The 22,512-nt window shown below is 41.2% G+C and carries 15 protein-coding genes and 2 pseudogenes; 10 read left to right on the top strand and 7 right to left on the bottom strand.

The features are described from left to right. Nucleotides 1-473 precede the first annotated feature (473 nt). A complete protein-coding gene (locus tag ACEW80_RS27225; protein WP_373529595.1) occupies nucleotides 474-728 on the bottom strand; it encodes a hypothetical protein in 255 nt (84 codons plus the stop codon). Beyond that, complete coding sequence (locus tag ACEW80_RS27220; RefSeq protein ID WP_373529594.1) at nucleotides 701-895, bottom strand: hypothetical protein; 195 nt, start codon at nucleotides 893-895, stop codon at nucleotides 701-703. Before ACEW80_RS27220 ends, ACEW80_RS27225 begins: the two co-directional genes overlap by 28 nt. Nucleotides 896-1,232: 337 nt before the next feature. Between ACEW80_RS27220 and ACEW80_RS27215 the strand changes: the two genes are divergently transcribed. From ACEW80_RS27215 to ACEW80_RS27180, 8 genes and pseudogenes are all read left to right on the top strand, one after another. Next, nucleotides 1,233-3,062, top strand: coding sequence for a ShlB/FhaC/HecB family hemolysin secretion/activation protein (locus tag ACEW80_RS27215; protein ID WP_373529593.1), 1,830 nt, complete (start codon nucleotides 1,233-1,235; stop codon nucleotides 3,060-3,062). 237 nt (nucleotides 3,063-3,299) lie between these two features. Beyond that, nucleotides 3,300-4,040: a class I SAM-dependent methyltransferase gene (locus ACEW80_RS27210; RefSeq protein WP_373529592.1), complete on the top strand. Its 741-nt coding sequence runs from the start codon at nucleotides 3,300-3,302 to the stop codon at nucleotides 4,038-4,040. 151 nt (nucleotides 4,041-4,191) lie between these two features. Then, complete coding sequence (locus tag ACEW80_RS27205) at nucleotides 4,192-5,196, top strand: NAD(P)-dependent alcohol dehydrogenase (protein WP_373529591.1); 1,005 nt, start codon at nucleotides 4,192-4,194, stop codon at nucleotides 5,194-5,196. A gap of 182 nt (nucleotides 5,197-5,378) precedes the next feature. After that, nucleotides 5,379-5,609: a DUF6737 family protein gene (locus ACEW80_RS27200; RefSeq protein ID WP_373529590.1), complete on the top strand. Its 231-nt coding sequence runs from the start codon at nucleotides 5,379-5,381 to the stop codon at nucleotides 5,607-5,609. Nucleotides 5,610-5,740: 131 nt separating this feature from the next. Continuing rightward, on the top strand, nucleotides 5,741-6,622 hold the full coding sequence (locus ACEW80_RS27195; protein WP_373529589.1) for a diguanylate cyclase domain-containing protein: 882 nt from the start codon (nucleotides 5,741-5,743) through the stop codon (nucleotides 6,620-6,622). Nucleotides 6,623-6,801: 179 nt separating this feature from the next. Continuing rightward, nucleotides 6,802-8,160 carry a sensor histidine kinase gene (locus tag ACEW80_RS27190; RefSeq protein WP_373529588.1) on the top strand — a complete coding sequence of 453 codons (1,359 nt, stop codon included), beginning with the start codon at nucleotides 6,802-6,804 and terminating at the stop codon, nucleotides 8,158-8,160. A 42-nt stretch (nucleotides 8,161-8,202) separates the two neighbouring features. Then, a pseudogene (locus ACEW80_RS27185) lies at nucleotides 8,203-8,910 on the top strand (TonB-dependent receptor); the annotation flags it as partial. Nucleotides 8,911-9,771: 861 nt separating this feature from the next. Then, nucleotides 9,772-11,253, top strand: a pseudogene (locus ACEW80_RS27180) (ABC transporter ATP-binding protein/permease); the annotation flags it as partial. 543 nt (nucleotides 11,254-11,796) lie between these two features. Here ACEW80_RS27180 and ACEW80_RS27175 read toward each other — a convergent pair. Both ACEW80_RS27175 and ACEW80_RS27170 read right to left on the bottom strand, forming a co-directional pair. Then, a complete protein-coding gene (locus tag ACEW80_RS27175) occupies nucleotides 11,797-12,078 on the bottom strand; it encodes a hypothetical protein (protein WP_373529587.1) in 282 nt (93 codons plus the stop codon). A gap of 314 nt (nucleotides 12,079-12,392) precedes the next feature. Next, complete coding sequence (locus ACEW80_RS27170; RefSeq protein WP_373529586.1) at nucleotides 12,393-13,721, bottom strand: hemolysin family protein; 1,329 nt, start codon at nucleotides 13,719-13,721, stop codon at nucleotides 12,393-12,395. Nucleotides 13,722-13,961: 240 nt separating this feature from the next. On the opposite strand from ACEW80_RS27170, the gene mfd reads away from it, so the two are divergent. Both mfd and ACEW80_RS27160 read left to right on the top strand, forming a co-directional pair. Further along, on the top strand, nucleotides 13,962-17,519 hold the full coding sequence (gene mfd, locus ACEW80_RS27165; protein WP_373529585.1) for a transcription-repair coupling factor: 3,558 nt from the start codon (nucleotides 13,962-13,964) through the stop codon (nucleotides 17,517-17,519). 435 nt (nucleotides 17,520-17,954) lie between these two features. Beyond that, complete coding sequence (locus ACEW80_RS27160; RefSeq protein WP_373529584.1) at nucleotides 17,955-18,137, top strand: hypothetical protein; 183 nt, start codon at nucleotides 17,955-17,957, stop codon at nucleotides 18,135-18,137. 177 nt (nucleotides 18,138-18,314) lie between these two features. Here ACEW80_RS27160 and ACEW80_RS27155 read toward each other — a convergent pair whose 3' ends face one another. The 3 genes from ACEW80_RS27155 to ACEW80_RS27145 all read right to left on the bottom strand — a co-directional run bounded on the left by ACEW80_RS27155 (nucleotide 18,315) and on the right by ACEW80_RS27145 (nucleotide 22,380). Then, nucleotides 18,315-18,446: a hypothetical protein gene (locus ACEW80_RS27155; protein ID WP_373529583.1), complete on the bottom strand. Its 132-nt coding sequence runs from the start codon at nucleotides 18,444-18,446 to the stop codon at nucleotides 18,315-18,317. A gap of 282 nt (nucleotides 18,447-18,728) precedes the next feature. After that, nucleotides 18,729-20,054 (bottom strand): MFS transporter, encoded by a 1,326-nt coding sequence (locus ACEW80_RS27150; protein ID WP_373529582.1) that lies wholly within the window; start codon nucleotides 20,052-20,054, stop codon nucleotides 18,729-18,731. Nucleotides 20,055-20,109: 55 nt separating this feature from the next. Continuing rightward, nucleotides 20,110-22,380 carry an alpha/beta fold hydrolase gene (locus ACEW80_RS27145; protein WP_373529598.1) on the bottom strand — a complete coding sequence of 757 codons (2,271 nt, stop codon included), beginning with the start codon at nucleotides 22,378-22,380 and terminating at the stop codon, nucleotides 20,110-20,112. Between the last annotated feature and the right edge of the window lie 132 nt (nucleotides 22,381-22,512).

The raw sequence follows: 22,512 nt of genomic DNA, 5'->3' as shown, positions 1-22,512 counted from the left end.
CGCTTTTCTTATGAAAAAACCTAAGTATGTGTAGGGGAGCCAGTGCGTTGCGGAGGTTCCCGACGCTCGATAGCAAAGCGTTAGCGACGTAGGAGCGTCTGACTCGCTCTAAGCGAAGCCATGCCGTAGGCTTTACGCTGCGCTATCTGTAGCAACTGGCGTTGTGTTATCGCGTAGCGTAATGCACCAAAGTCTTCGATGGTGCGTTATGCCTCTGGCTAACGCACCCTACGTAATATTTCAAAAATCAAATATGAGTCCTATATCATTGTTTTAATCAATATTATTTATTGATTTCGCGTTTTTCAAAAGCTGTAGTCAACAAACGGATCAGTTTCATGGATACACTGATCAGTTTCATGGATAAACCGATCAGTTTCATGGATAAACCGATCAGTTTCATGGATAAACCGATCAGTTTCATGGATACACTAATCAGTTTCATGGATACACTGAACAGTTTCAAGGATACACTAATCAGTTTCATGGATAAACCGATCAGTTTCATCAACAAAAGCATTTTGACTTAGAGGATGAATGAACAAGTCCTCTTCTTGGTAGCAAATACTTTGAGATCCACCTAAATCCACGCCACGTGCTTCTCCTTGCCGGAGACGCTGCGCGTAGCTTGCTTCCCCGAAGGGGTACAAGTCGGGAAACCGCAAGGGCGCAGTGGCTCCCCTTAAAGAAGGGCTTTCTGCTACCTGCCAATGGGTGTAGTCATCCACAGTTGTTGATTGCAGCAGTTCCACCAAGGTTGCGATCGCTTTTGTGCGGTCTGTTTGTTGCAGTGCTGACCTAGCTTCCTCTTTGATTGAACTCTGACTATTAAGGAGAATCGTCGGTTGGCTTGAGGAACGAAACCCAACATTTTCATTGATTTATTGGGTTTCATTTCTCTACAAGACGCTACGCGAACGTTCAATCCAACCTACGCAGTTTATGGTTTTTGACGCTAACTGAACCGTATTGTGATGTAACTCAGTTTTTTAACCCGCGCAGGCGGGTTTTGTCTGTATAGCCGAGATTTTTAATCGCCAAGGCACTATAAAACAAACGGTGCGTTACGCCAAAGGCTGACGCACCCTACGAAAATATCTACAACCTAATTATACTTTTAGTTACAAATCTTCTGAAATCTGAATGTCAAAAATATGATATTCAGATATACATAGCATACTCAAAAACCGAAATCAGCCAAGTCGTAAGACAAGACACCCCACTGAGGAGAAATGAGAAAAGAAACTGGTGTGAAACCGAAAGCAACGACTCATCAAAGAATTGTCTATTTCTCTCATCAGTTAGACACTCGGCAAAGTCTGGCAAATATTAAATGGAATAGGCACAGTTTCAAGTGTGGCTTGCTAATTCTACCTGCGGTCTGGATTTTAACAGCAAATGAGCTGAGAGCTACAGCTAATATCTTTACTTCTGACTCGGCTCAAAATAGCAATCACCCACAGTTACAAATAGTACAAACACCGCAGCCCCCCCCGGTAACTGACCCCAATAAACCCGAACCGAACCCCCAATTATCCCCGCCAAACCAAGAACGCATTCGGGTTCGCAAAATCCAAGTTATGGATAGCACAGTCTTTAATGAAAATGACTTTAACCCAGTTCTAAAACCGTTTGAAGAACGTGACTTAACTTTAGAAGAAATCAGGCAAGCCGCAGATGCCATTACTCAGCTTTACTTGAATAAAGGTTACATCAATTCCAGAGCGATTCCAGAGGCTCAACAACCTGGTAGCGCCGATGGTGTTGTAGTAATTCGTGTGATCGAAGGGCGTTTAGCAGAGATTGAAATCCAAGGAACGCGGAAATTAAACCAATCTTACATTCGTAGTCGCATCCAGCTAGGTGCTAGTATCCCTCTGAATACTGCTAAACTCGAAGACCAACTAAGATTACTACGACTCGATCCCCTATTTAAAAATGTAGAAGCACGTCTGCGTCCAACGGGTAAACTTGGTCAAAGTATTCTTATTGTGAGAGTTGAAGAGGCAAACCCTTTAACTGGTAGCTTGGGTGTAGATAATTATTCGCCTCCTAGCATTGGTGCAGAAAGATTGGGTATTGAACTGCGCGATCGCAATTTAATCGGTATGGGAGATGAGTTAGCAGGTTCCTATTACCATACACTCTCTGGTGGTTCTGATGCCTTTGATTTTAACTATCAGGTTCCCGTTAACGCGATGAACGGCAAAGTGCAGATTAGATATGCATTTAATCGCAACGAAATTACTGAGCCACCATTTAATGCCTTTGGCATTCGCGCAAACCAGGATCTTTATGAAATAAATTATCGACAACCGTTAATGCGATCGCCAAGAGAAGAATTTGCCTTATCATTAGGATTTACCTATCAAGATGGTCAAACCTTCCTTTTTAATAACCTTGCAACCCCCTTTGGCATTGGGCCTGATGCCAATGGCGTTAGCCGTACAAGTGTAATTAAATTTGGTCAAGACTATATCAAACGCGAACCTCAAGGAGCTTGGTTTTTGCGATCGCAATTTAGTTTTGGCATTGACATATTGGATGCAACCATCAACAATGACCCCATACCCGATGGTCGCTTTTTCAGTTGGCTGGGTCAAGTACAGCGTGTACAGCAACTCAATAACGATAACTTATTGCTCATCCAAGCAGACTTACAACTAACACCAGATAGCCTCTTACCTTCACAGCAATTCGTCATTGGCGGCGGACAATCTGTACGGGGATATCGTCAAAATATCCGTTCTGGGGATAATGGATTTCGAGTAGCCATTGAAGATCGGTTCACAGTCCAACGCGATGAATCTGGATTATCCACGATTGAACTCGCGCCATTTCTTGATATGGGAGCAATTTGGAATAAGTCTGATAATCCCAATAACTTACCCAATCAAACTTTTTTAGTAGGCGCAGGTTTAGGATTATTATGGAATCAGGCTTTGGGAATTGATAAGCTGAATTTGCGGCTCGATTATGGAATTCCATTTATCGATCTAAGCGATCGCGGTAATAACGCTCAAGATGATGGCTTTTATTTTAGCCTTCGTTATCAACCCTAGTATCGTAAGCATTTTATAGTTGCTGGCATCCTGTATAAGGATGAATTTATAATCTACCTTGAAAGATATTTTTAAAATTAACCACAGCAAATATTCTGGTATAAGGGGTTGCTGGCGATCGCTCTTTATTAAAAAGCTATCAAGATAAATACAACTTTAGTTTATAGTTATTATTGATTAGCAAAATCACGCAAGAGCAACCTTGTAATCAAACAAGCTTAATAAAGTGAGGTTTTTATGATGAATAATCTGGTTCCTGAGCGCAAAACATCCGAAGAAGAACGTTTTCAAAATGACTATTATTCTTACTTTGAATCGCCTAAAAATGTCACACGGTATACACCAACATCTGGTTTTCTAGATAATATTTTTGAGGAAAAGTCATTTTCTTTATTGGATTTAGGATGCGGTAACGCGGCTTTATGCAAATATCTCCCGGCTCGATGTGACTACCTTGGAGTTGATCACAGTGAATTGGCTATTGAAGAATGTTTAAAACTCTACTCAAATAGAAAATTTGTTGCCCAAGATTTATCGCTTTTCTTGTCAGAAGTTGCTAGGGAAAACAAGAAATTTGATGCCGTCGTGCTAGCCGGTTTGTTATTTCACAGCGTTAACAAGGAAACTCAAGAACATAAAGACGATCAAGAAATTATTCAATTTTGCGTGGATAAAATACTTAGCGACAAAGGATATCTAGTGATCATCGTACCTTTTTGTTATGGCGACCATCCATCTCACAGTCTATTTGTTCGAGCTGAGTGGCTGCAAAAGTCAGTAGAAAAAATGCTAGAAATTGCCAAAGCAAAAATTGTTCATGAGAATATATCCTTACAAATCGGTTTAGATGAAATAGTTGGACAACAGAAGGTAATTCCTGATTGGTTTGTTGCTGATAGCAATGCTGATTATCCCAGTATATTTGTTGGAACATATATGGCAAGTTTGACATTTATAGCCTCTCCTCAAGGGGCTTAAGTTAGGCTGTTGACTTTGTGCCTTTTTAGGGGTTAAAAAGTCAAGTTGATGCGACGCTCGACAGGACTAATTGTCAAGGCGACTAAAGTCGCTCGTGTCGCAACCCTGGCAGCACTGAAGTGACTGAGTTTCCCGCATACCGCGAGGTCGTATGAAAGCCTATCAGATTCAAACAGCTACAGGAATTGACGGACTCAAATTGGTGGATTTACCCGAACCAAAACCAGGAGCCGGACAAATTTTAGTTCGGGTACGAGCCACTTCCTTAAATTATCGGGATACGGCTGTTGTCAGTGGACTGTATCCCGGACAAAAGTTGCCCGTTATTCCCTTATCTGATGGTGCGGGCGAAGTGGTTGCGATCGCTGAAGGAGTCACACGGGTAAAAGTAGGCGATCGCGTTGCGGGTATTTTTTTCCAAGACTGGATCTCTGGTAAACTCACTCGTCAGAAAATTCGTTCGGCGATGGGTGGCGCGATCGATGGTATGTTGGCAGAATATGTTGTTCTCAACCAAAATGGAGTAGTTCTTTTACCAGAGCATCTGTCCTACGAAGAAGGAGCATCATTACCTTGTGCTGCCGTTACCGCTTGGCAAGCCTTAGTTCATCGAGGCGGAGTAATCCCAGGTGAAACTTTACTGCTATTGGGAACAGGGGGTGTTTCAATCTTTGCGCTGCAATTTGCCAAAGTACTGGGAGCGAAGGTGATTATTACCTCCAGTAGTGATGAAAAATTAGCGAGGGCAAAGCAACTAAGTGCCGATGAAACCATTAACTACAAAACGTTTCCAAATTGGGAGGAAAAAGTTTACGAACTGACTCAGCAGCAAGGCGTTGATCAAGTAATTGAAGTAGGCGGTGCTGGCACACTGGAAAAGTCTCTGCGATCAGCAAGTATCGGCGGACGAATTAGCTTAATTGGGGTTTTGGGTGGTGCAGGCGATGTGAATCATACTCAAATTATCATGAAATCCATTGATGTCCAAGGCATTTATGTGGGGAGTCGTGAAATGTTTGAGGCGATGAATCGAGCGATCGCTTTTCATCAAATCAAGCCTGTGATTGATCGCTTATTTTCATTGGATGAAGCACCAGAAGCCTACCGCCACCTGAAAAGCGGTAGTCACTTTGGCAAAATCGTCATTCAACTTTAACGCCAATGTGGGCTACCGGACAGGGCGATCGCATCTTATCTACTAATAAACTTCAAATCTGTAATTATACCTGATTAAAATAGTTTTTCAACTTCATCATCAAGATAGTTCTAATCGCTTTAATAACTCTGGAAGACTTAAACTTATTCAAGGAACATTTGCACATTTGCCAAATAAAACTAATGTCTGAACAAAACCCCGTAAGTCCTTGGAACTACAAACCTTGGTGGTGTCAGCCCTGGTCTATACTTCTTACAGGTGTGACGCTGATTGGTGGTAGCTGGTTACTATTTAAAACTATCTGGCTAACCATTATCGTTTCCATTCCAGTAGCGACGTGGATGGGATTTTTTGTGTTAGTTTGGCCGCAATTAATTATTCGCAGTGGTATTTTGGAGTCGTATAAAGAGTAATTCGTAATTAGGAATTTCTTCTGCCTTTCTTGTTATCTTAATAGATAATTTTTTAGGGACAGTGAGCATCAAGTATCAAAGCTGAAATTGATTACTAAAACTGTATTAATTACCGCTTTGTACCAACATAGTTGGTACAAAGCGGCAGTACTATTGATGCCGATCGCCAATGGTTTAAATCTAAGGTTGGACTAAATGCTAGCGAAACACTCAGAGATTGGGCTTTTTGCGCTCATGCCATTCTTCAAACAGAGGATATATTGGTAGTTACCAACGCCATCAAAGACAATCGCTTTAAGAACAATCCCCTAGTCAAAAGTAACCCCAAAATTCGTTTTTATGCTGGTGTGCCACTAGTTACACCCAATGGTTTTCCAATAGGAACGTTGTGTGTCATCGATACCATTCCTCGTCACCTAAATGACCAGCAGTTAGATGCACTGCGCCGCCTAAGTCGTCAGGCGATCGCCCAGATGGAACTCATTCAGGAAGTTCGCCACCGAAAACAATCAGAGATGGAAGGAAGGCAGTTATCGCTGACTGATGAACTAACAGGTTTGCATAATCGGCGTGGTTTCTTCCTACTCGCTGAACAACAGTTGAAAATTGCTCACCGCATGAAAGCTTTGTGCTGGGTTATATTCATTGATTTAGATGGTCTAAAACAGATTAACGACACCCTTGGCCACGACATGGGAGATACCTTGATTGTTGATGCGGCTCGATTACTCAAGCAAAGTTTTCGTAACTCGGATATTGTTGCTCGCCTGGGTGGAGATGAGTTCATTGTTTTTATCTCCAGCTACTTCAAAGACGCTGATAGCATCCAAGCGCGTCTGCAAGCAAGTATCGCCAACTTCAATCAACAACTCAAGCGTAGCTATCAACTTTCGATGAGTATGGGAATAGAGCGTTACTCACCAGAAAGCAATATGTCGCTAGAAGAACTAATGGCCAGGTCTGACGAGTTAATGTATGCTCATAAGCATCTCAAGCAGCAATCTATCGGCTAAATCTTTAAAAGTCATAAAGGTCTAATCCGACTGTTTTACCAGTTGGTTCTATGTTTTCAAACTGGTTTACACCAATGTAAAACTGAACATACACGCCCGAAGCCCATTTTACCATTACCAGAAAACTTGTAAAATGTTAGCTTATTGGTTACCTGTCTTTGTAAAAATCAGGGTGTCTAGTGTCAGAAGAATTTAGTGGCCAAATCTCACCGCCATTTTTGTCTGAGGGTAGCGATCGCGATCTCGGTTTAGATTCAACCCTCCAAGAACTACCAATGTACAACTTCCCGGTGGAAATCAACCGTACTGGTATGGAAGTGGCTAATTTTTTGGAAAAACATCCCCTGCTACCGGGAGTAATTTTGGTAGAACAGGAAAAATTCATTGGGATGATTTCGCGGCGGCGACTGCTGGAATTTTTGATTCGCCCCTATGGACAAGAATTATTTGTTCAGCAACCATTAGCTGTTCTCTACAGCTATGCACGGATACCGATGTTGCTGCTTGCTGATACAACATCGATTTTAATTGCGATGCAACTTAGCTTAAAGCGATCGCCAGAATTATTATCAGAACCAATTGTAGTGCAAACGGCATCTGGTGCTCATAGATTATTAGATGTACAAGAGTTGAATATTATCTCTTGGCAAATTCGGGGAATTGAAAATCTGGTGCGCTATGAACGCAGCCAAGCCCGAATGATTCAAAATGATAAAATGGCAAATCTGGGACGTTTGGTAGACGGGATAGCGCACGAAATTTTAGACCCAGTGAGTTTTATTTGGGGTAACATAATTTATGTTTCAAACTACAGCCAAGATTTACTCAAGCTGATAGCGGTTTACGACAAAGAGTTACCATCAGCTTCCCAGGCAATTAATCAGATTAAAGAAGAGATTGAATTTGATTTTTTAGAACAAGATTTGGTGCGATCGCTTGCTAGCATCCGCACCGGAGCGGAAAGATTAAAAAAACTCGTCACCAGTTTACAAAACTTCTGTCATATCGATGAGATTTATCCCAAACCAGTAGATTTGCACGCTTCTATAGATAGTATTATTCTATTAATTAATAGCCGTCTTCAAGGAGAAATTGAAATTGTCAAATACTATGGACAATTACCTCCAGTGTATTGTTTTATGGGGCAATTAAACCAGGTTTTGATGAATATTCTCAGCGAAGCTGTGGATACTTTACTCAATGAAGCAGTGCGACAACAGTTACATCTAGAAGATGCAACTGTTGTTCAAAAACCCAGAATTGAGATTACTACAGAAGTAATTTCACAAGAAGCAAACAACCCAGATGCACCAGATTCTCGTTGGGTTTTAATTCGCATTGCCGATAATAGCCTTGGAATATCTGAGGAGCTACAACAGCAAATTATGGAGTCTTTTGCTCTGCAAACAAAGACTGGTAAAGAAACTAGCTTGGCTGTAAGTTATCGAATTATCACAGCCAGACATGGCGGTAAATTTAATTTACGTTCCCAATTAGGTTTAGGCACTGAGTTTGAAATCTTATTACCTTTAGTTTGATTAAACTCTATCTACTGGCTTGTCTCTTCTCTAACTCTAAGTATCTTACCTGATGGTACAGTTGGCACAGAAGTAAACGCTTTAAGTGGTCAATTTATCCGGGGTTCTAACTCTGCACAAGTCTTGATTTTGCTTGATGGTAGACCAATTAACGACTTGGGTTCTGGTGGTTTTGACCTTTCAGAATTTACTACCAATATCGTTGAAAGAGTCGAAGTATTGCCAGGTGGTGGTTCTACCCTTTATGGTTCTGATGCAATTGGAGGAGTGATTAACATTATCACTCGTCGTCCTACAGAAAAAGTGACAACGCAAGCAGGTGTTAATTTTGGCGCGTATGGGTTAAATCAGCAGACTATCAATAGTAGTGGGAAAGTCGGCGATATTGGTTGGGTTGTAGGATATAATCGCACCCAAGCAAAAAATAACTACCCTTTTTCCATCCCAGAAGCTAACTTTCAGGGAACCAGAGAAAACAATGATGTTCTCTACAATAACTTTAATGTCAAGTTGGAGGCGGATTTACGTTCTCGCAATACCCTAACTCTCTCAACCCTATATTTAGGTAAAGACCAAGGAGTCCCCATTCCTGAACCATTATATGGTCAAGGTTATTTTAACTCATTGACTCCTAGCGATCGCAAATACACAGACCAAGTTCTCACCGATTTAACCTGGAACTCAAAACTTGGAGGTGGGGATGATTCGCTGCTAACAGCAAGATTTTACACAGATTTATCCCTTAGCAGGGCCTTTTGTATTAGGAATTAGTTCTGGTGCAAGGTTTTTGAAGGTCTGGATGCTATAGTCTTAGATTTTTTTGGTGAGAAAAGGCTCAAAACCCTTACCTAGAATACAGTTCACTTTTATTCAGCAAGCTATGAGGAGGAGTTAGAGGCAGCGCTATCAAATAAAGTCAGTAGAGCGAAAAATTTTCCAGCAATTCTCATTTTGAAATAAATAGAGCATTCACCCCGATTTTGGAATTCAAAATATAGTACAAAATAACTATTTTTCCGGGAGAGGCGTAGGCGCAGCCCGCCGCAGGCATCACTAAAAAACAATTAACCTGAAATAGTTAAGTATAAATACTTAGGTTATTGCAATGAACGGGGGAAATCTAGTCCGACAGTTCGGTTTTTATAATAATGAAAAAACCGAGGAAATTATCTACCAAAATAATTGGATAACTAATCATAAAATCACTCTCAATAATGAATATGTGCCATTTAAAAAAGTAAATTCTAGTTGAAAAATGTCAATATATTGAAAGAGGAGGAAAAAGTTATTTTAATAAACTAAAAAGTTGGTGAGAATTTCATCTGAATTTATCAGTTGAAATCTATTTTTTATGGACAAATTTCTTAAAACCTGTCTATCTTCAGCGTCGGATGATAATTATCTGTCAACAAATGATGCTTCGACACAATTTCTCTATTTAAATAACAGAATTTTCTCTGATTTTTTTTTCAAAATGAGAATTGCTGCCATAAAAGCATTATTTACCAAAATTAGTTGAGAGTATTGTCTATACTCCTCATCAACAGAATCTGGTCAAGTGAATAACTGAACTGGACAGTTGAGTCAGATATTGGCGATCGCCGCACAAATATGACGACTTTTCTAATAATCGTCTGGACAATTTCTCAACAAATAGCTGTTGCTTTAATTATCTATACAGTTATAGGCAACTTAATTGCCGGTTACTTAAATCAAGAATTAATTAATATTAATCAAGCGGAAATCGAATCTAAAGCTGATTATAATTATTGTCTAACTTATGTCCGCAATCACGCTGAGTCAATAGCTTTTTTTCAAGGAGAAAAACAGGAACTGAATATAGTTCAACGCCGATTTATTAATCTCATAAGAAGTGCTAAACAAAAAATTAATTGGGAGAGAAATCAAGCAATTTTTAACAGAGGATACCGTGCTGGAATTGAATTTTTTACGCTTTTAGTACTCGCACCTTTATTTATTAGAGGTGATATGGATTTTGGAGAAATTGGACAAGCTACTACAGCTTGCTATATGTTTGCTAGTGCTGTGGAAGAATTAATAGCTGAATTTGGCATTTCTGGGCGATTTTCTAGTTATGTTGAGCGTTTATCTGAGTTCTTAGATGCGTTAGAAGCAGTAACTAAACAACCAGAGAATGTCAGTACTATTAAAACAATAGAAGGGAATCATTTCGCTTTTGAGCATGTCACTTTACAAACACCAAACTATGAGCAGGTAATCGTCGAAGACTTGTCATTAAACGTTCAGCCTGGAGAAGGTTTATTAATTGTAGGGCCAAGCGGTAGAGGTAAAAGTTCTCTATTGAGAGCGATCGCTGGTTTATGGAATGCCGGGACTGGTCGTCTAGTGCGACCTCCCCTAGAAGAAGTGTTATTTTTACCCCAACGTCCTTATATAATCTTAGGAACTCTGCGCGAACAGTTACTTTATCCTAATACGAATCGTCAGATAACTGATGCAGAACTCAAAGAATTTTTGCAACAAGTAAACCTGCAAAACTTGTTAAGTCGAGTTGAAGGTTTTGATACTGAAGTTCCTTGGGAAAATATATTGTCCTTGGGAGAACAACAACGCCTTGCTTTCGCACGCCTGTTAGTTACTCATCCAAGGTTTACCATATTAGATGAAGCAACAAGTGCTTTGGATTTAAAAAATGAAGGAAGTTTATATCAACAGTTACAAGAGACAAAAACAACGTTTATTAGTGTTGGACATCGAGAAAGCCTATTTGAATATCATCAATGGGTTTTGGAACTTTCGCAAGATTCAAGTTGGCAACTTTTAACCGTGCAAGATTATCGAAATCAAAAAACAATTACCCATAACTTCCCTAAAAATACTCACATCACTATAGACAGTGTACTTAATAATGAATACCAAAATCAATCAGAAATATTGACTCAAAAAACTACAATTGAAGGACTTTCTCATAAGGAAATGACTGAATTAACTTCTTATTCTATTAAAACTATTAGAAGTAAAGCAAGTAAAGGTGAGTCTCTCACTACTAGGGACGGCTTTACCTACCGCTACGATAAAGATCCAAAAGTGTTGAAATGGGTTGGAGTGTAGTAGGCACTTATTCTTTTTGCCCTCGTTTCATTACAAATGTTCACACGACGCTATCCACTGTTACTGATGATAAGCGTTTCAGGCTTTTTATCATTTATGGTGTGATCAAAGCATTGAATCTCAAACTCACAAAATTTATTGACACTGTTATGAATAAACTAGGTTTGACCACTAGATAAAGCTGCGATCGCAAAATGTAGAATTACAGCAATTTGCGATCAAACTCACCACAAGAAGAGCTATCTAACCCACATTCCGCACTTCATTTTGTAGTATATATACTGACAATAAAAAATTCTATATAATTTACGTAGAAAAACTTAAAATATTTAATGATTAATATTATCAGTATTACAGACATCGATAATTGCTTGAAATCGGTCAGGAGTGGAGACTAAATTCGAAATAAAAAAGTGAGAGAATGAGTGAGAACTACCTTTCATAAAAGAAAATTCTCCAAAAATATGGATTACCAAAAAGAAAAGTTTGAGAGTAAAAATTTAGTATCCCCTCGATAATTCAGGGTAGGCGGTTATTCAGGTATCAAAGACCAAGCAAAAGATGAGAGGAATATTTTAGCCGAATAAGGCTTCCCAAAGAAGGAATATTTAAAATTATTAAAATACGGTCACGCATATACTCAAAAAAGCTAATACCCAACTTGCGAGTAGTAGCAACAAGGGACATAAAAATATCCCACGCTTTTGTACCAAGTTCTGTCTGGGTAGCATAACTAATATTACGTCGCTGCACCATAGTACTGGCAGCCAACTCAGCAGGATTGTTATGCAACGGTAATTCTGGATGATCTAAAACTAAAAGCATCTCGACGGCTTTTGCAGCAGTTAATCGTTTTCGCTCATCTAACTGTTCATAACCAGTTTTTTCTGTAAACAGTGTCCAAAATTCGGACTCCAGTTCTTTGGCTTTATCTGGCAGTGGAGCAGAATTTTATATGGGAATTCAATGACAACAAAACCGGAACAATCTACTGGCTAGCATTTTTTTGTAACCAAGATTTGAGGCGTGCCAAACTAGGCACATAGGATATATTTAGCTAGTAGGGTGCGTTAGGCTAAAGCCGTAACGCACCAAGTTAAATTAAGCATGGTGCAATAATTGTCAATGCCCAACGATCGCTAGTCAGATTTTTTGGTATCTGCTGATTTATTTCCCTTCGGTATGACTAGCACTTTATCAACGCGATTACCATCCATATCCATTACTTCAATTCGTATACCCTGCCATTCAAAATGATCTGCTGCGGCAGGAATACGACCTAAATGGGTGATGACAAAACCGCCTAAAGTTTGATAATTGCCGTGTTCCTCGGATTCCCACTCTTCCATATCGAAAAGTTCCAAAAACTCCTCAACAGGCAACATCCCATCTAAAAGCCAGGAACCATCTTCACGTTGTACAGCTTGTGGTTGATCTTGACCATCTGTAGAAGGAACATCACCCACGATTTCGCTCATGATGTCGTTGAGAGTGACTAATCCTTGAATCACGCCGTATTCATCGACTACTAGCGCCATGTGAGTAATGGTTTGCTTGAACAGTTCCAAAACTTTCAAGCCACGGGTACTTTCAGGCACAAATACGGGCTGTCGCAATCCTAGCGTCAAATCCAGGGGTTCACCGCGAAAACTCCTGGCTAATAAGTCGGTGACAGGGATCACACCTAGCACATTATCAAGTCCGCTCTGACAAATTGGATACCGGGAGTAGGCACTATCAACCATCTTTTGGCGATTTTCTTCCGCAGAGTCGTCTAAGTCCAGCCAGACTATATCCGGGCGGGGTGTCATTAAGTAGCTGACAGGGCGGTCGCCTAAACGAAAGACTCGCTCCACCATATCCTGTTCAGCTTCCTCAAAGGTTCCCGCCTCAGTGCCTTGCTCGATTAAAATTTTAATTTCTTCTTGGGTGACTTGTGGCTCGGTAGAAGCTGTAATTCCCAGTAATCTCAGGATCAAATCTGTAGAAGCACTTAAGAGATAAACTACAGGAGAAGCGATCGCTGCCAAGGCTCGCATCGGAATAGCTACAATCGATGCAATCTTCTCTGGGTTGTTTAATGCCAGACGCTTCGGCACTAATTCGCCAATAATGAGTGACAAATAGGTAATGATCAAAACCACTATTCCGAAGGATATCGGTTCACTATAAGGCGCTAACAAGGGTACACGCCCCACATAGATCGCTAGTTTTTCGGCAATAGTTGCTCCGCCAAAGGCACCAGTCAGGATACCAATTAGAGAAATACCAACTTGAACGGTTGACAGGAAATGATTCGGAGACTCCGCTAGTTTCAATGCTACCTTTGCCTTAGCATCCCCTTGATTGGCAAGCTGCTGTAGCCTGACTTTCCGGGCTGAGACAATTGCCATCTCAGACATAGAAAACACGCCATTGACAATGATTAGCACTAAAATGATTAAAATTTCAAAAGTGATGGAGGACATGTTTAAAATTGCCGCTTATCAGAGCGAACGTAGCTCCATCTTTAGTATCTAGTATTAAAGGTGCTTCCATAAATGCTTTGACTGTACCCAAGGTAATAATTATAGTTCTTAAGCTGATCAATCCCCAGACATTATTTTTCTACCAAAGGAGCAAGAAAGCTGTCAACACTTTTAAAATAGTTGACATCAGCTGCCTCAAGATTTCCTGACCTCCAAAGACTCCCACCGCTAGTAGTACTTATGTCATTTTCTTCTATTGTGCGTGCCTTAGGGCGATCGCCTCTGACCACCGAATTCATTTCTAAGCTAAACCGCCAACAAGAATTGCGGTTAAATGGCATTTCCCGCCTGCCTAAAGGTCTGGTAGCTTCGGCATTAGCGCAAGCTCAGGGCAAGAATTTGTTCGTGGTGTGTGCCACTTTGGAGGAAGCTGGACGGGTTTACGCCCAACTGGAGGCAATGGGATGGCAGACAGTACATTTTTACCCCACTTCTGAGGCTTCTCCCTACGAACCTTTTGACCCAGAAACTGAAATGAGTTGGGGACAAATGCAGGTATTGGCAGATTTGGTCAAGGTTCAAGAGTCATTAGTCATTAGTCATTTGTCATTAGAAACAGACCAAGGACAAAGGACAAATGACAAAGGACAAATGACAAATTTAGCGATCGTGGCTACTCAAGGGGCGCTGCAACCCCATTTACCACCACCAGAAGCTTTTCAGGAATTTTGCCTTACCCTAAAGCGGGGGATGGAATTAGACTTGAATACCTTTAGTGAGAAAATAACTATTCTGGGGTATGAACGGATGCCTTTGGTGGAGACGGAAGGACAGTGGAGCCGACGGGGCGATATTGTTGATGTGTTCCCGGTTTCATCTGAGTTCCCAGTCAGGCTGGAATGGTTTGGCGACGAAATCGAGCAAATGCGGGAATTTGACCCAGCAACCCAACGTTCAGCCCTTGACAAAGTTGACCAGTTAATTCTTACGCCTACTAGCTTTGCTCCGATTGTTATGGCAGCACTCAGAGACAGTGCTGAGTCAGAAATTAACTCAGCACTCGAAACTCAGCACGGGCTAAACCCTAGCTATCCGCTAACATCACTAATTGAGGGTAGTCGTCGCTTTTTGGGGTTGGCTTTTGAGCAACCAGCATCTCTGCTAAACTACCTATCAGAAAACACCTTGATTGCCATTGATGAGCCAGAACAGTGTCATGCTCATAGCGATCGCTGGGTAGAAAATGCTGAAGAACAGTGGAAAATGGGGCATGGGGAAGAATCTATTCCCCTAACATTGCCGAAAATACATCGGTCTTTTGATGAGTGTTTGATTGATGTTGCCAAATTTAAAACATTATATTTATCGGAACTGTCAGAGGAAAATGATGGGATCAATCTTGCCAGCCGACCTGTTCCAGTTACGCCGCACCAGTTTGCTAAACTAGCTGAAACCATCCGCCAAGAACGCGATCGCAATTTCTCGATCTGGCTGCTTTCGGCTCAACCTTCGCGTTCTGTCTCATTATTGCAAGAACATGATTGTCCGGCTCAGTTTATCCCCAATCCCCGCGACTACCTAGCGATCGATAAGCTCCAAATCAACCATATTCCCATTGCCCTAAAATATTCTGGTCTTGCGGAACTCGAAGGTTTTATCCTACCTACGTACCGATTGGTAATCGTTACAGATCGGGAATTTTTTGGGCAGCATTCCCTAGCAACTCCCGGCTATATTCGCAAGCGCCACAAAGCTGCTTCTAAGCAAGTTGACCCCAATAAGCTGCGTCCAGGCGATTATGTGGTTCACCGAAATCATGGTGTTGGCAAATTTGTCAAGTTAGAAAGCCTGATGATTAATCACGAAACCCGTGATTATTTAGTAGTACAGTATGCTGACGGGTTACTCAGAGTTGCAGCCGATCAAGTTGGTGCATTATCCCGGTTCCGCGCCGCAGGTGATAAAGCACCAGAACTCAACCGGATGACCGGTAAAGCTTGGGAAAATACGAAAAATAAAGTCCGCAAAGCGATCAAAAAATTGGCGGTGGACTTGTTGAAACTGTATGCAGCGCGATCGCAACAACAAGGTTTTAGCTTTCCAGTTGATATGCCTTGGCAGGAAGAATTAGAAGATTCTTTCCCGTATCAACCCACAACGGATCAACTCAAAGCTGTCCAAGATGTGAAACGAGACATGGAAAGCGATCGCCCAATGGATCGCTTAATTTGTGGCGATGTCGGTTTCGGAAAAACGGAAGTGGCGATTCGCGCTATTTTTAAAGCAGTCATCGCCGGTAAACAAGTGGCACTCCTTGCGCCAACGACTATTTTAACACAGCAGCATTACCATACACTCAAAGAACGTTTTGCTCCTTACCCCGTGAATGTCGGTTTACTCAACCGTTTTCGTTCGGCTGAAGAACGCCGCGAGATTCAAAAGCGATTGGCAACGGGTGAATTAGATGTAGTAGTTGGCACACACCAACTTTTAGGCAAAGGCGTAACATTCCGGGATTTAGGACTGTTGGTGGTAGATGAAGAACAACGGTTTGGGGTAAACCAGAAAGAGAAAATTAAAAGCTTAAAAACTCAGTTAGACGTGCTTACTCTCTCGGCTACTCCCATTCCCCGGACTTTGTATATGTCTTTGTCGGGAATTCGGGAAATGAGTTTGATTACCACGCCACCGCCAACCAGACGCCCGATTAAAACTCATCTTTCACCGATTAATTCCGAAAGTATCCGCAGTGCAATTCGTCAAGAATTAGACAGAGGTGGACAGGTTTTTTATGTAGTTCCACGAGTGGACGGCATTGAAGAGACTACAGCCAATTTACGAGAGGTGATACCGGGTGCCAGGTTTGCGATCGCTCACGGTCAAATGGATGAAAGCGAGTTAGAATCAACCATGCTCACCTTCAGTAATGGCGACGCAGACATCCTTGTTTGTACGACAATTATTGAATCTGGCTTAGATATTCCGCGAGTCAACACCATTTTGATTGAAGATGCTCATCGCTTTGGCTTGTCTCAACTGTATCAATTACGCGGTCGTGTAGGACGTGCAGGTATCCAAGCTCATGCTTGGTTATTTTATCCGAAGCAACGGGCGTTATCTGACGCGGCACGGCAACGTTTACGAGCGATTCAAGAATTTACTCAGCTAGGTTCTGGGTATCAGCTAGCAATGCGCGACATGGAAATCAGAGGCGTGGGTAACTTACTAGGTGCAGAACAATCCGGTCAAATGGATGCCATCGGATTTGATTTATATATGGAAATGCTGGAAGAAGCAATTCGGGAAATCCGAGGCCAAGAAATTCCGCAAGTGGAAGATACCCAGATTGATCTCAACCTTACAGCATTTATCCCAGCAGATTATATTACCGATTTGGATCAAAAGATGAGTGCATACCGGGCGGTGGCAACAGCTAAATCGAAATCAGAATTAAGGCAAATTGCTGCCGAGTGGAGCGATCGCTATGGTAGTTTACCGGTGCCTGCAAATCAACTTTTGCGAGTCATGGAACTCAAACAGTTAGCGAAAAAACTCGGATTTAGTCGAATTAAACCAGAACAAAAGCAGCATATCGTTTTAGAAACGCCGATGGAGGAACCTGCTTGGAATTTATTGGCGGCGAATTTACCAGAAAATCTTAAGACGCGCTTTGTGTATTCTCCTGGGAAAGTTACGGTGCGCGGGTTAGGAGTTTTTAAAGCAGATCAACAATTGCAAAGTCTAATTGATGCTTTCGGAAGAATGCAGGGCGCGATTCCAGAAGCAGCTGTTGTTTGAGTAGTAGCTTAATTTTATAGGTAGAGTCAAAATAAATCTATGTCAGTTGTAACAGCTAAATCTTACTCTTATTGCTTAAGTTACTATCAATCTAAAACCAGAAGCTCAACAGCAGAGGCAGAGCGAAGGTGTTATCAACTCACGACCTGATATTACAGATAGTCAAGCATACGCTCGTAAGTTGCGTCATGAAGCCCAAACCCGTGAGCGAGCATAAGTAAAGTTGATGTATTTGTTAGATACCGACGTTTTGATTGATATTCAATGAGCGCTTTTCTTCTACGGTAGGCGATCGCAGTTACACCGTTATTCCCGCAGATTACATACCCGATTTGGATCAAAATTTTATTTTACCTACGTTAGATAGCTTGAGAATTTTGGGAATACTGATCAAATAACTCAGTTGTCTAAACCGCAGAAAGGTTGCAGGAGCTTATGAATCAATCATGGTATCCAGCTCACACATTCAATGGTGACTCTAGTTGGTTCGGTGGTGTGCGCTCCCTATCCATCAATCCAAGCCGCCAAATTATTGCTTGTGGCAGCGATGACAATACAATTAGATTATGGGATCTCAATACCCTCACGGCTGTTATTCACAAAAATATCAGCAATTAGTCGTAAAACTTCAGCTTGTTCTTCTGGAGGTGCTTCAGCGATCGCAGGCAGTCCATAGGCAAACTGTAAGCCGCGCTCTCAAGGAATTGGACGCAAAGGGATTCATTGATCTAGAGCTATTGCAAGTCAGAACAAAGGTGAAGCCAAAGGGATTATGGTGCAATGACACACCTGAATTTATTGAAGACACCGATGGTGTGATGACGCACCGAGGGTGATCGCCACGCACCACGATGGATCATGACGCACCATGCGCGATCGCCACGCACCATGCAGAGGCTGAAAGCCTTGTGGAGATAGAAATTTCATTTCAGGTTAATTGTTTTTTAGTGATGCCTGTGGCGGGCTGTGCCTACGTATCTCCCGGATAAACTAGTTATTCTGTACTATATTTTTAATTCCAAAATCGGGGTTAATGCTCTATTTATTTCAAAATGAGAATTGCTGCGTCTTTTGCGGAGGGTTGGTGTTGTTTGAGGTAGTGCGATCGCGTTGATAAGTTGTCTCCATAAATTGAATGTGGGCAGTGCCCACCCCCCTAACAATGATTATTATTCTTAGTAACTGTATATTTTATTTTCTGGATGTCCCTTAGCAATTTTCTTTGGCAGCCATTTTGTCTAAACTTTGCAATGGTCTGTAAAAAAAACTACAGAATGATACTAAAATTTGAAGTATTCCTAGCCATATAAATAAGAATCCAATACCCCGCCCTGCTCCAGTACCAATAATTCTGCCAATGCTACCAGCTAGTAGTCCGTCGTTAGCCAAAAGTGGTTCAAATACATAATCAGCTAATGGCCCAGCCGCCATATAGGCAAGTGGTAAAGATGAGCCAGCAATGACTCCTTGCAAAGCAAAAACTCGTCCCTGCACATCAGAAGGTACTATACTTAACACTAAAACTTCCGTACAACTAGCAATGAACGGAAAACAGAATAACCCTGCAAAGACTGCGATCGCAATCAGTTGTGGTGAAGGGTATAACCCAGTGAATACCATACAAATTCCTAATAGAATTCCAAAGCCCAAGATACCGTCAACACGACGTTTTGGCCCTCCCCAAATGCCGATGACAAGACTACCTACTAACGTACCAATACCTGCAATAGATAGTATAGTGCCAACTGTTGCAGAAGAAACAAAAGCTAGAAGCATAGGTATGATCAGGATGCTGACAATTCCTACTAGGAAATTACTAGCGGCAAAATATATTAATAGTGCTAAAAGACCGGGACGTGTAACGATATAATTCCACCCATAGATAACATCACTTTTTATCGAGGTGAACCCTGGTTTTTCTTGGTTAGTATTTTTGCTATTAGTAGTTTTATACTTAGGAAACTTGACAATCAACAGTGCTGCTAGGGAGAAGAAATAAGTTGCAAAGTCAATTAGGAGTACCCCCTGAAGTTGGACTTTTAAAACTAATATTCCAGCCAGGGCTGGGATAAAAAGCTCTGAAGCTGATTCACCAATTTGTACTAGTCCGCTAGCATTACCCAGATACTTTTTGGGGACAAGCAAAGCAGTAGTAGTGGCAGCAGATAGCTTTTGAAAGGCATTGAACACTGAGATAACAGAGCTAGCAATATAGATATGCCAAACCTGAATTGTGCCAGTGAAGACTACTATTGTAATGAATAGTGTAGCCAGAGCCGATCCAGCATCACTAAGGATCATTGTCCAGCGACGATCCCAGCGATCTACCAATGCACCAGCGATGGGTGATATCAAAAGACCAGGCAAGGTAGTGAATAAAGCAGTAAGTGAAAACTGGGTGACAGATTGTGTTTGCTGATAGACCCAAAAATCAAGGGCGAAACTGGTAAGTCCTGAGCCAAATAAGGAGATGAGTTGTCCAAACCATACGATGATAAAGACTGTTAATTTTTGACTTGTAGCACGTTTGGACATTCATTTCTCCTGTGTACAGTAATACTGGTAAAAGTTGATTTCTAACCGGCAAATATTAACTAGCCAATTCTCTATTTTCAATGCAGTTTTTGAGGTATTCTGCTAAAGCCTGGACGTTAGGCTCATTCAGCATTGTTGCGTGGTTGCCTGGAACAAAATATGTCTCCAATTCTTGAGAAGAAAATTTATGCCAATCCAATCTTGTATCTTCTAAAATCTCAGAATTGTTAGAAGATACATCTTCAATTTCACTAGACAAAAAGCAGGTAATCTTATTTACATAAATTTCTTGTGTTGTATAAACTATCTGCATATTGGTTTTATAAACTTGCATCAAACCACGAAGTTGTTTGATCCCAATATCAGCAGGTAATAGATTAGCTATTTGTAACCGCTCTTGGAAATATTGCAATTGCGCGTCTTTTGTTAGAGACTTGAGAACTTCATAAGATATATCTAAACTGCTGCCGTAGAATTGCTCGAATAAAAAGCCAATTTCATATAACCAATCAGCATCATCTATTTCAGCATTTTGTTGAGCAGTTTCGATATTACTTGCATCTTCTGGGGCCCCACAGTCCAAAAGTGCTAGTAAAGCTACTTCATGTCCCAGCTTTTGTAACTGGCAAGCCATTTCAAAAGCTACCATCCCTCCCAAGGAATGACCACCCAAAAAATAGGGGCCTTCCGATTGAATGGACTGGATGGCTTGAATATAGTAGGTTGCCATTTCTGTAATACTTGTATGCGGTGTTGATTCTCCGTCAAGACCGAGTGATTGTAGTGCGTAAAACGGTTGATCTCGACCTAAATGATGGGCTAGGTTATATAAATACAGAGGATTACCACCAGCCCCAGGAATACAGAAGAAAGGTCGCTTAGAACCTTTAGATTTAATTGGTACTAGAGGCGACCAACTTAACTCACTCATTGGCTGACGAAGAATAGTCGCTAGATTTTCAATGGTTGAGTTTTGGAAGAGGGTCGCTAAAGGTAAAACTTTACCGAATTGCTGTTCAATCTTAGCCATTAATTGCACAGCTAAAAGAGAATGACCACCGAGATCGAAGAAGTCATTCTTTACCCCTATAGGATAAATATTCAGAATTTCTGACCAAATTTGCGCTAGTTGCTGTTCCACAATATCTAGAGGGGGAACAAAATTATTGTCTACAGCCAGACTATTTATATCTGGCGCTGGTAGAACACGTCGGTCTAATTTACCATTAGGTGTCAGAGGGAAGGCATCTAAGAAAACGAAAGCTGAAGGAATCATATACTCAGGCAAGCTTTCCTTCAAGAAGCTTCGCATCTCAATAATTGTCGGTGTCTGTTCTTGGTTTGGCACAAGGTAGGCAGTTAAACGTCGGTCGCCAGGAGTATCTTCTCTGACTATGACTGTAGCTGCCTGCACCTGTGGGTGTTGGCTAAGTATTGCCTCTATTTCTCCTAACTCAATGCGGAAGCCACGAATTTTAATTTGGCGATCGCTCCGTTCTAAGTATTGAATGTTACCATTTTCTAAGTATTTAGCTAAGTCACCTGTTTTGTAAAGACGTGCCCCTACCTCCTGGCTAAAAGGATTGGGGATGAATTTTTCTTGTGTCAAATCTGGGCGGTTGAGATAACCACGAGAGACACCAGCACCACCAATGTAAAGTTCTCCAGGAATATAAATAGGTAATGGCTTTCCATGCTGGTCGAGGATGTAAAGTTGAGTGTTCGCAAAGGGTCGTCCAATGGGGACTAGTCCATCACTAAACTTGTGAATGACGGTAGTTTCAAAATAGGAACTGTCAACGGTAGCCTCAGTCACGCCATAGGAATTAATCAAGCGAGTTTCATCGCCAAGAAAACGTCGGAATTGCTGATATTCTTGTATATACCAGCTATCTGAACCGACAATCAATAATTTCATCCAGCTTAGGTTTTGCTCTGTTCTTTGCAGATATTGAATCAAGTTTCTGAGTACAACTGGTACAAACTCGGCGCAATCAATGTTTTGCGATCGCATTAACTGATAGAGTTTGTCTGGTTCTAAAAGCAATTCCCGTGGACAGATAACTAACTTACCACCAGAACAAAGCGATCGCACCACATCCCCCGAAAATACATCAAAGGAGAAACTAGCCATTTGTAAATGACTGGTACACAAGCTTTGTAGTTGATAAGCATCTGACCAAGCTAAATATGCGTTAACTAGATTTTCATGGGTAACCATCACGCCTTTTGGTTGACCTGTTGACCCTGATGTGTAAATTACATAGGCTAGATTTTTTGAGGTAGTAAAATTAACTAAGTCAGTCTCCCCGAATTGAGTAACTATACTTTTGCAGTTTTTACTATTTGTGGATGAGTAATAATACTCATGGCATGAGAAGAGGATTTCTTTAAAAACTAGTTCACTAACGCGTCGGACTAGTTATTTTTTTTACATAACTAGGTTGTTTCACACTTA

Origin of the sequence: Nostoc sp., assembly GCF_041747015.1 — a bacterium.
Lineage (GTDB): Bacteria > Cyanobacteriota > Cyanobacteriia > Cyanobacteriales > Nostocaceae > Nostoc.
Note: the sequence above shows the minus strand (reverse complement) of the source record. Positions and strands in the feature narration are given on the sequence as shown.

Excerpts from the sequence above, each read along its gene's own strand:
- mfd (WP_373529585.1), top strand. The coding sequence starts at position 13,962 with ATGTCATTTTCTTCTATTGTGCGTGCCTTAGGGCGATCGCCTCTGACC.
- ACEW80_RS27175 (WP_373529587.1), bottom strand. The coding sequence starts at position 12,078 with ATGCTTTTAGTTTTAGATCATCCAGAATTACCGTTGCATAACAATCCT.
- ACEW80_RS27215 (WP_373529593.1), top strand. The coding sequence starts at position 1,233 with ATGAGAAAAGAAACTGGTGTGAAACCGAAAGCAACGACTCATCAAAGA.
- ACEW80_RS27170 (WP_373529586.1), bottom strand. The coding sequence starts at position 13,721 with ATGTCCTCCATCACTTTTGAAATTTTAATCATTTTAGTGCTAATCATT.
- ACEW80_RS27220 (WP_373529594.1), bottom strand. The coding sequence starts at position 895 with ATGAAACCCAATAAATCAATGAAAATGTTGGGTTTCGTTCCTCAAGCC.
- ACEW80_RS27205 (WP_373529591.1), top strand. The coding sequence starts at position 4,192 with ATGAAAGCCTATCAGATTCAAACAGCTACAGGAATTGACGGACTCAAA.
- ACEW80_RS27160 (WP_373529584.1), top strand. The coding sequence starts at position 17,955 with ATGAATCAATCATGGTATCCAGCTCACACATTCAATGGTGACTCTAGT.
- ACEW80_RS27200 (WP_373529590.1), top strand. The coding sequence starts at position 5,379 with ATGTCTGAACAAAACCCCGTAAGTCCTTGGAACTACAAACCTTGGTGG.
- ACEW80_RS27155 (WP_373529583.1), bottom strand. The coding sequence starts at position 18,446 with ATGAAATTTCTATCTCCACAAGGCTTTCAGCCTCTGCATGGTGCGTGG.
- ACEW80_RS27150 (WP_373529582.1), bottom strand. The coding sequence starts at position 20,054 with ATGTCCAAACGTGCTACAAGTCAAAAATTAACAGTCTTTATCATCGTA.
- ACEW80_RS27210 (WP_373529592.1), top strand. The coding sequence starts at position 3,300 with ATGATGAATAATCTGGTTCCTGAGCGCAAAACATCCGAAGAAGAACGT.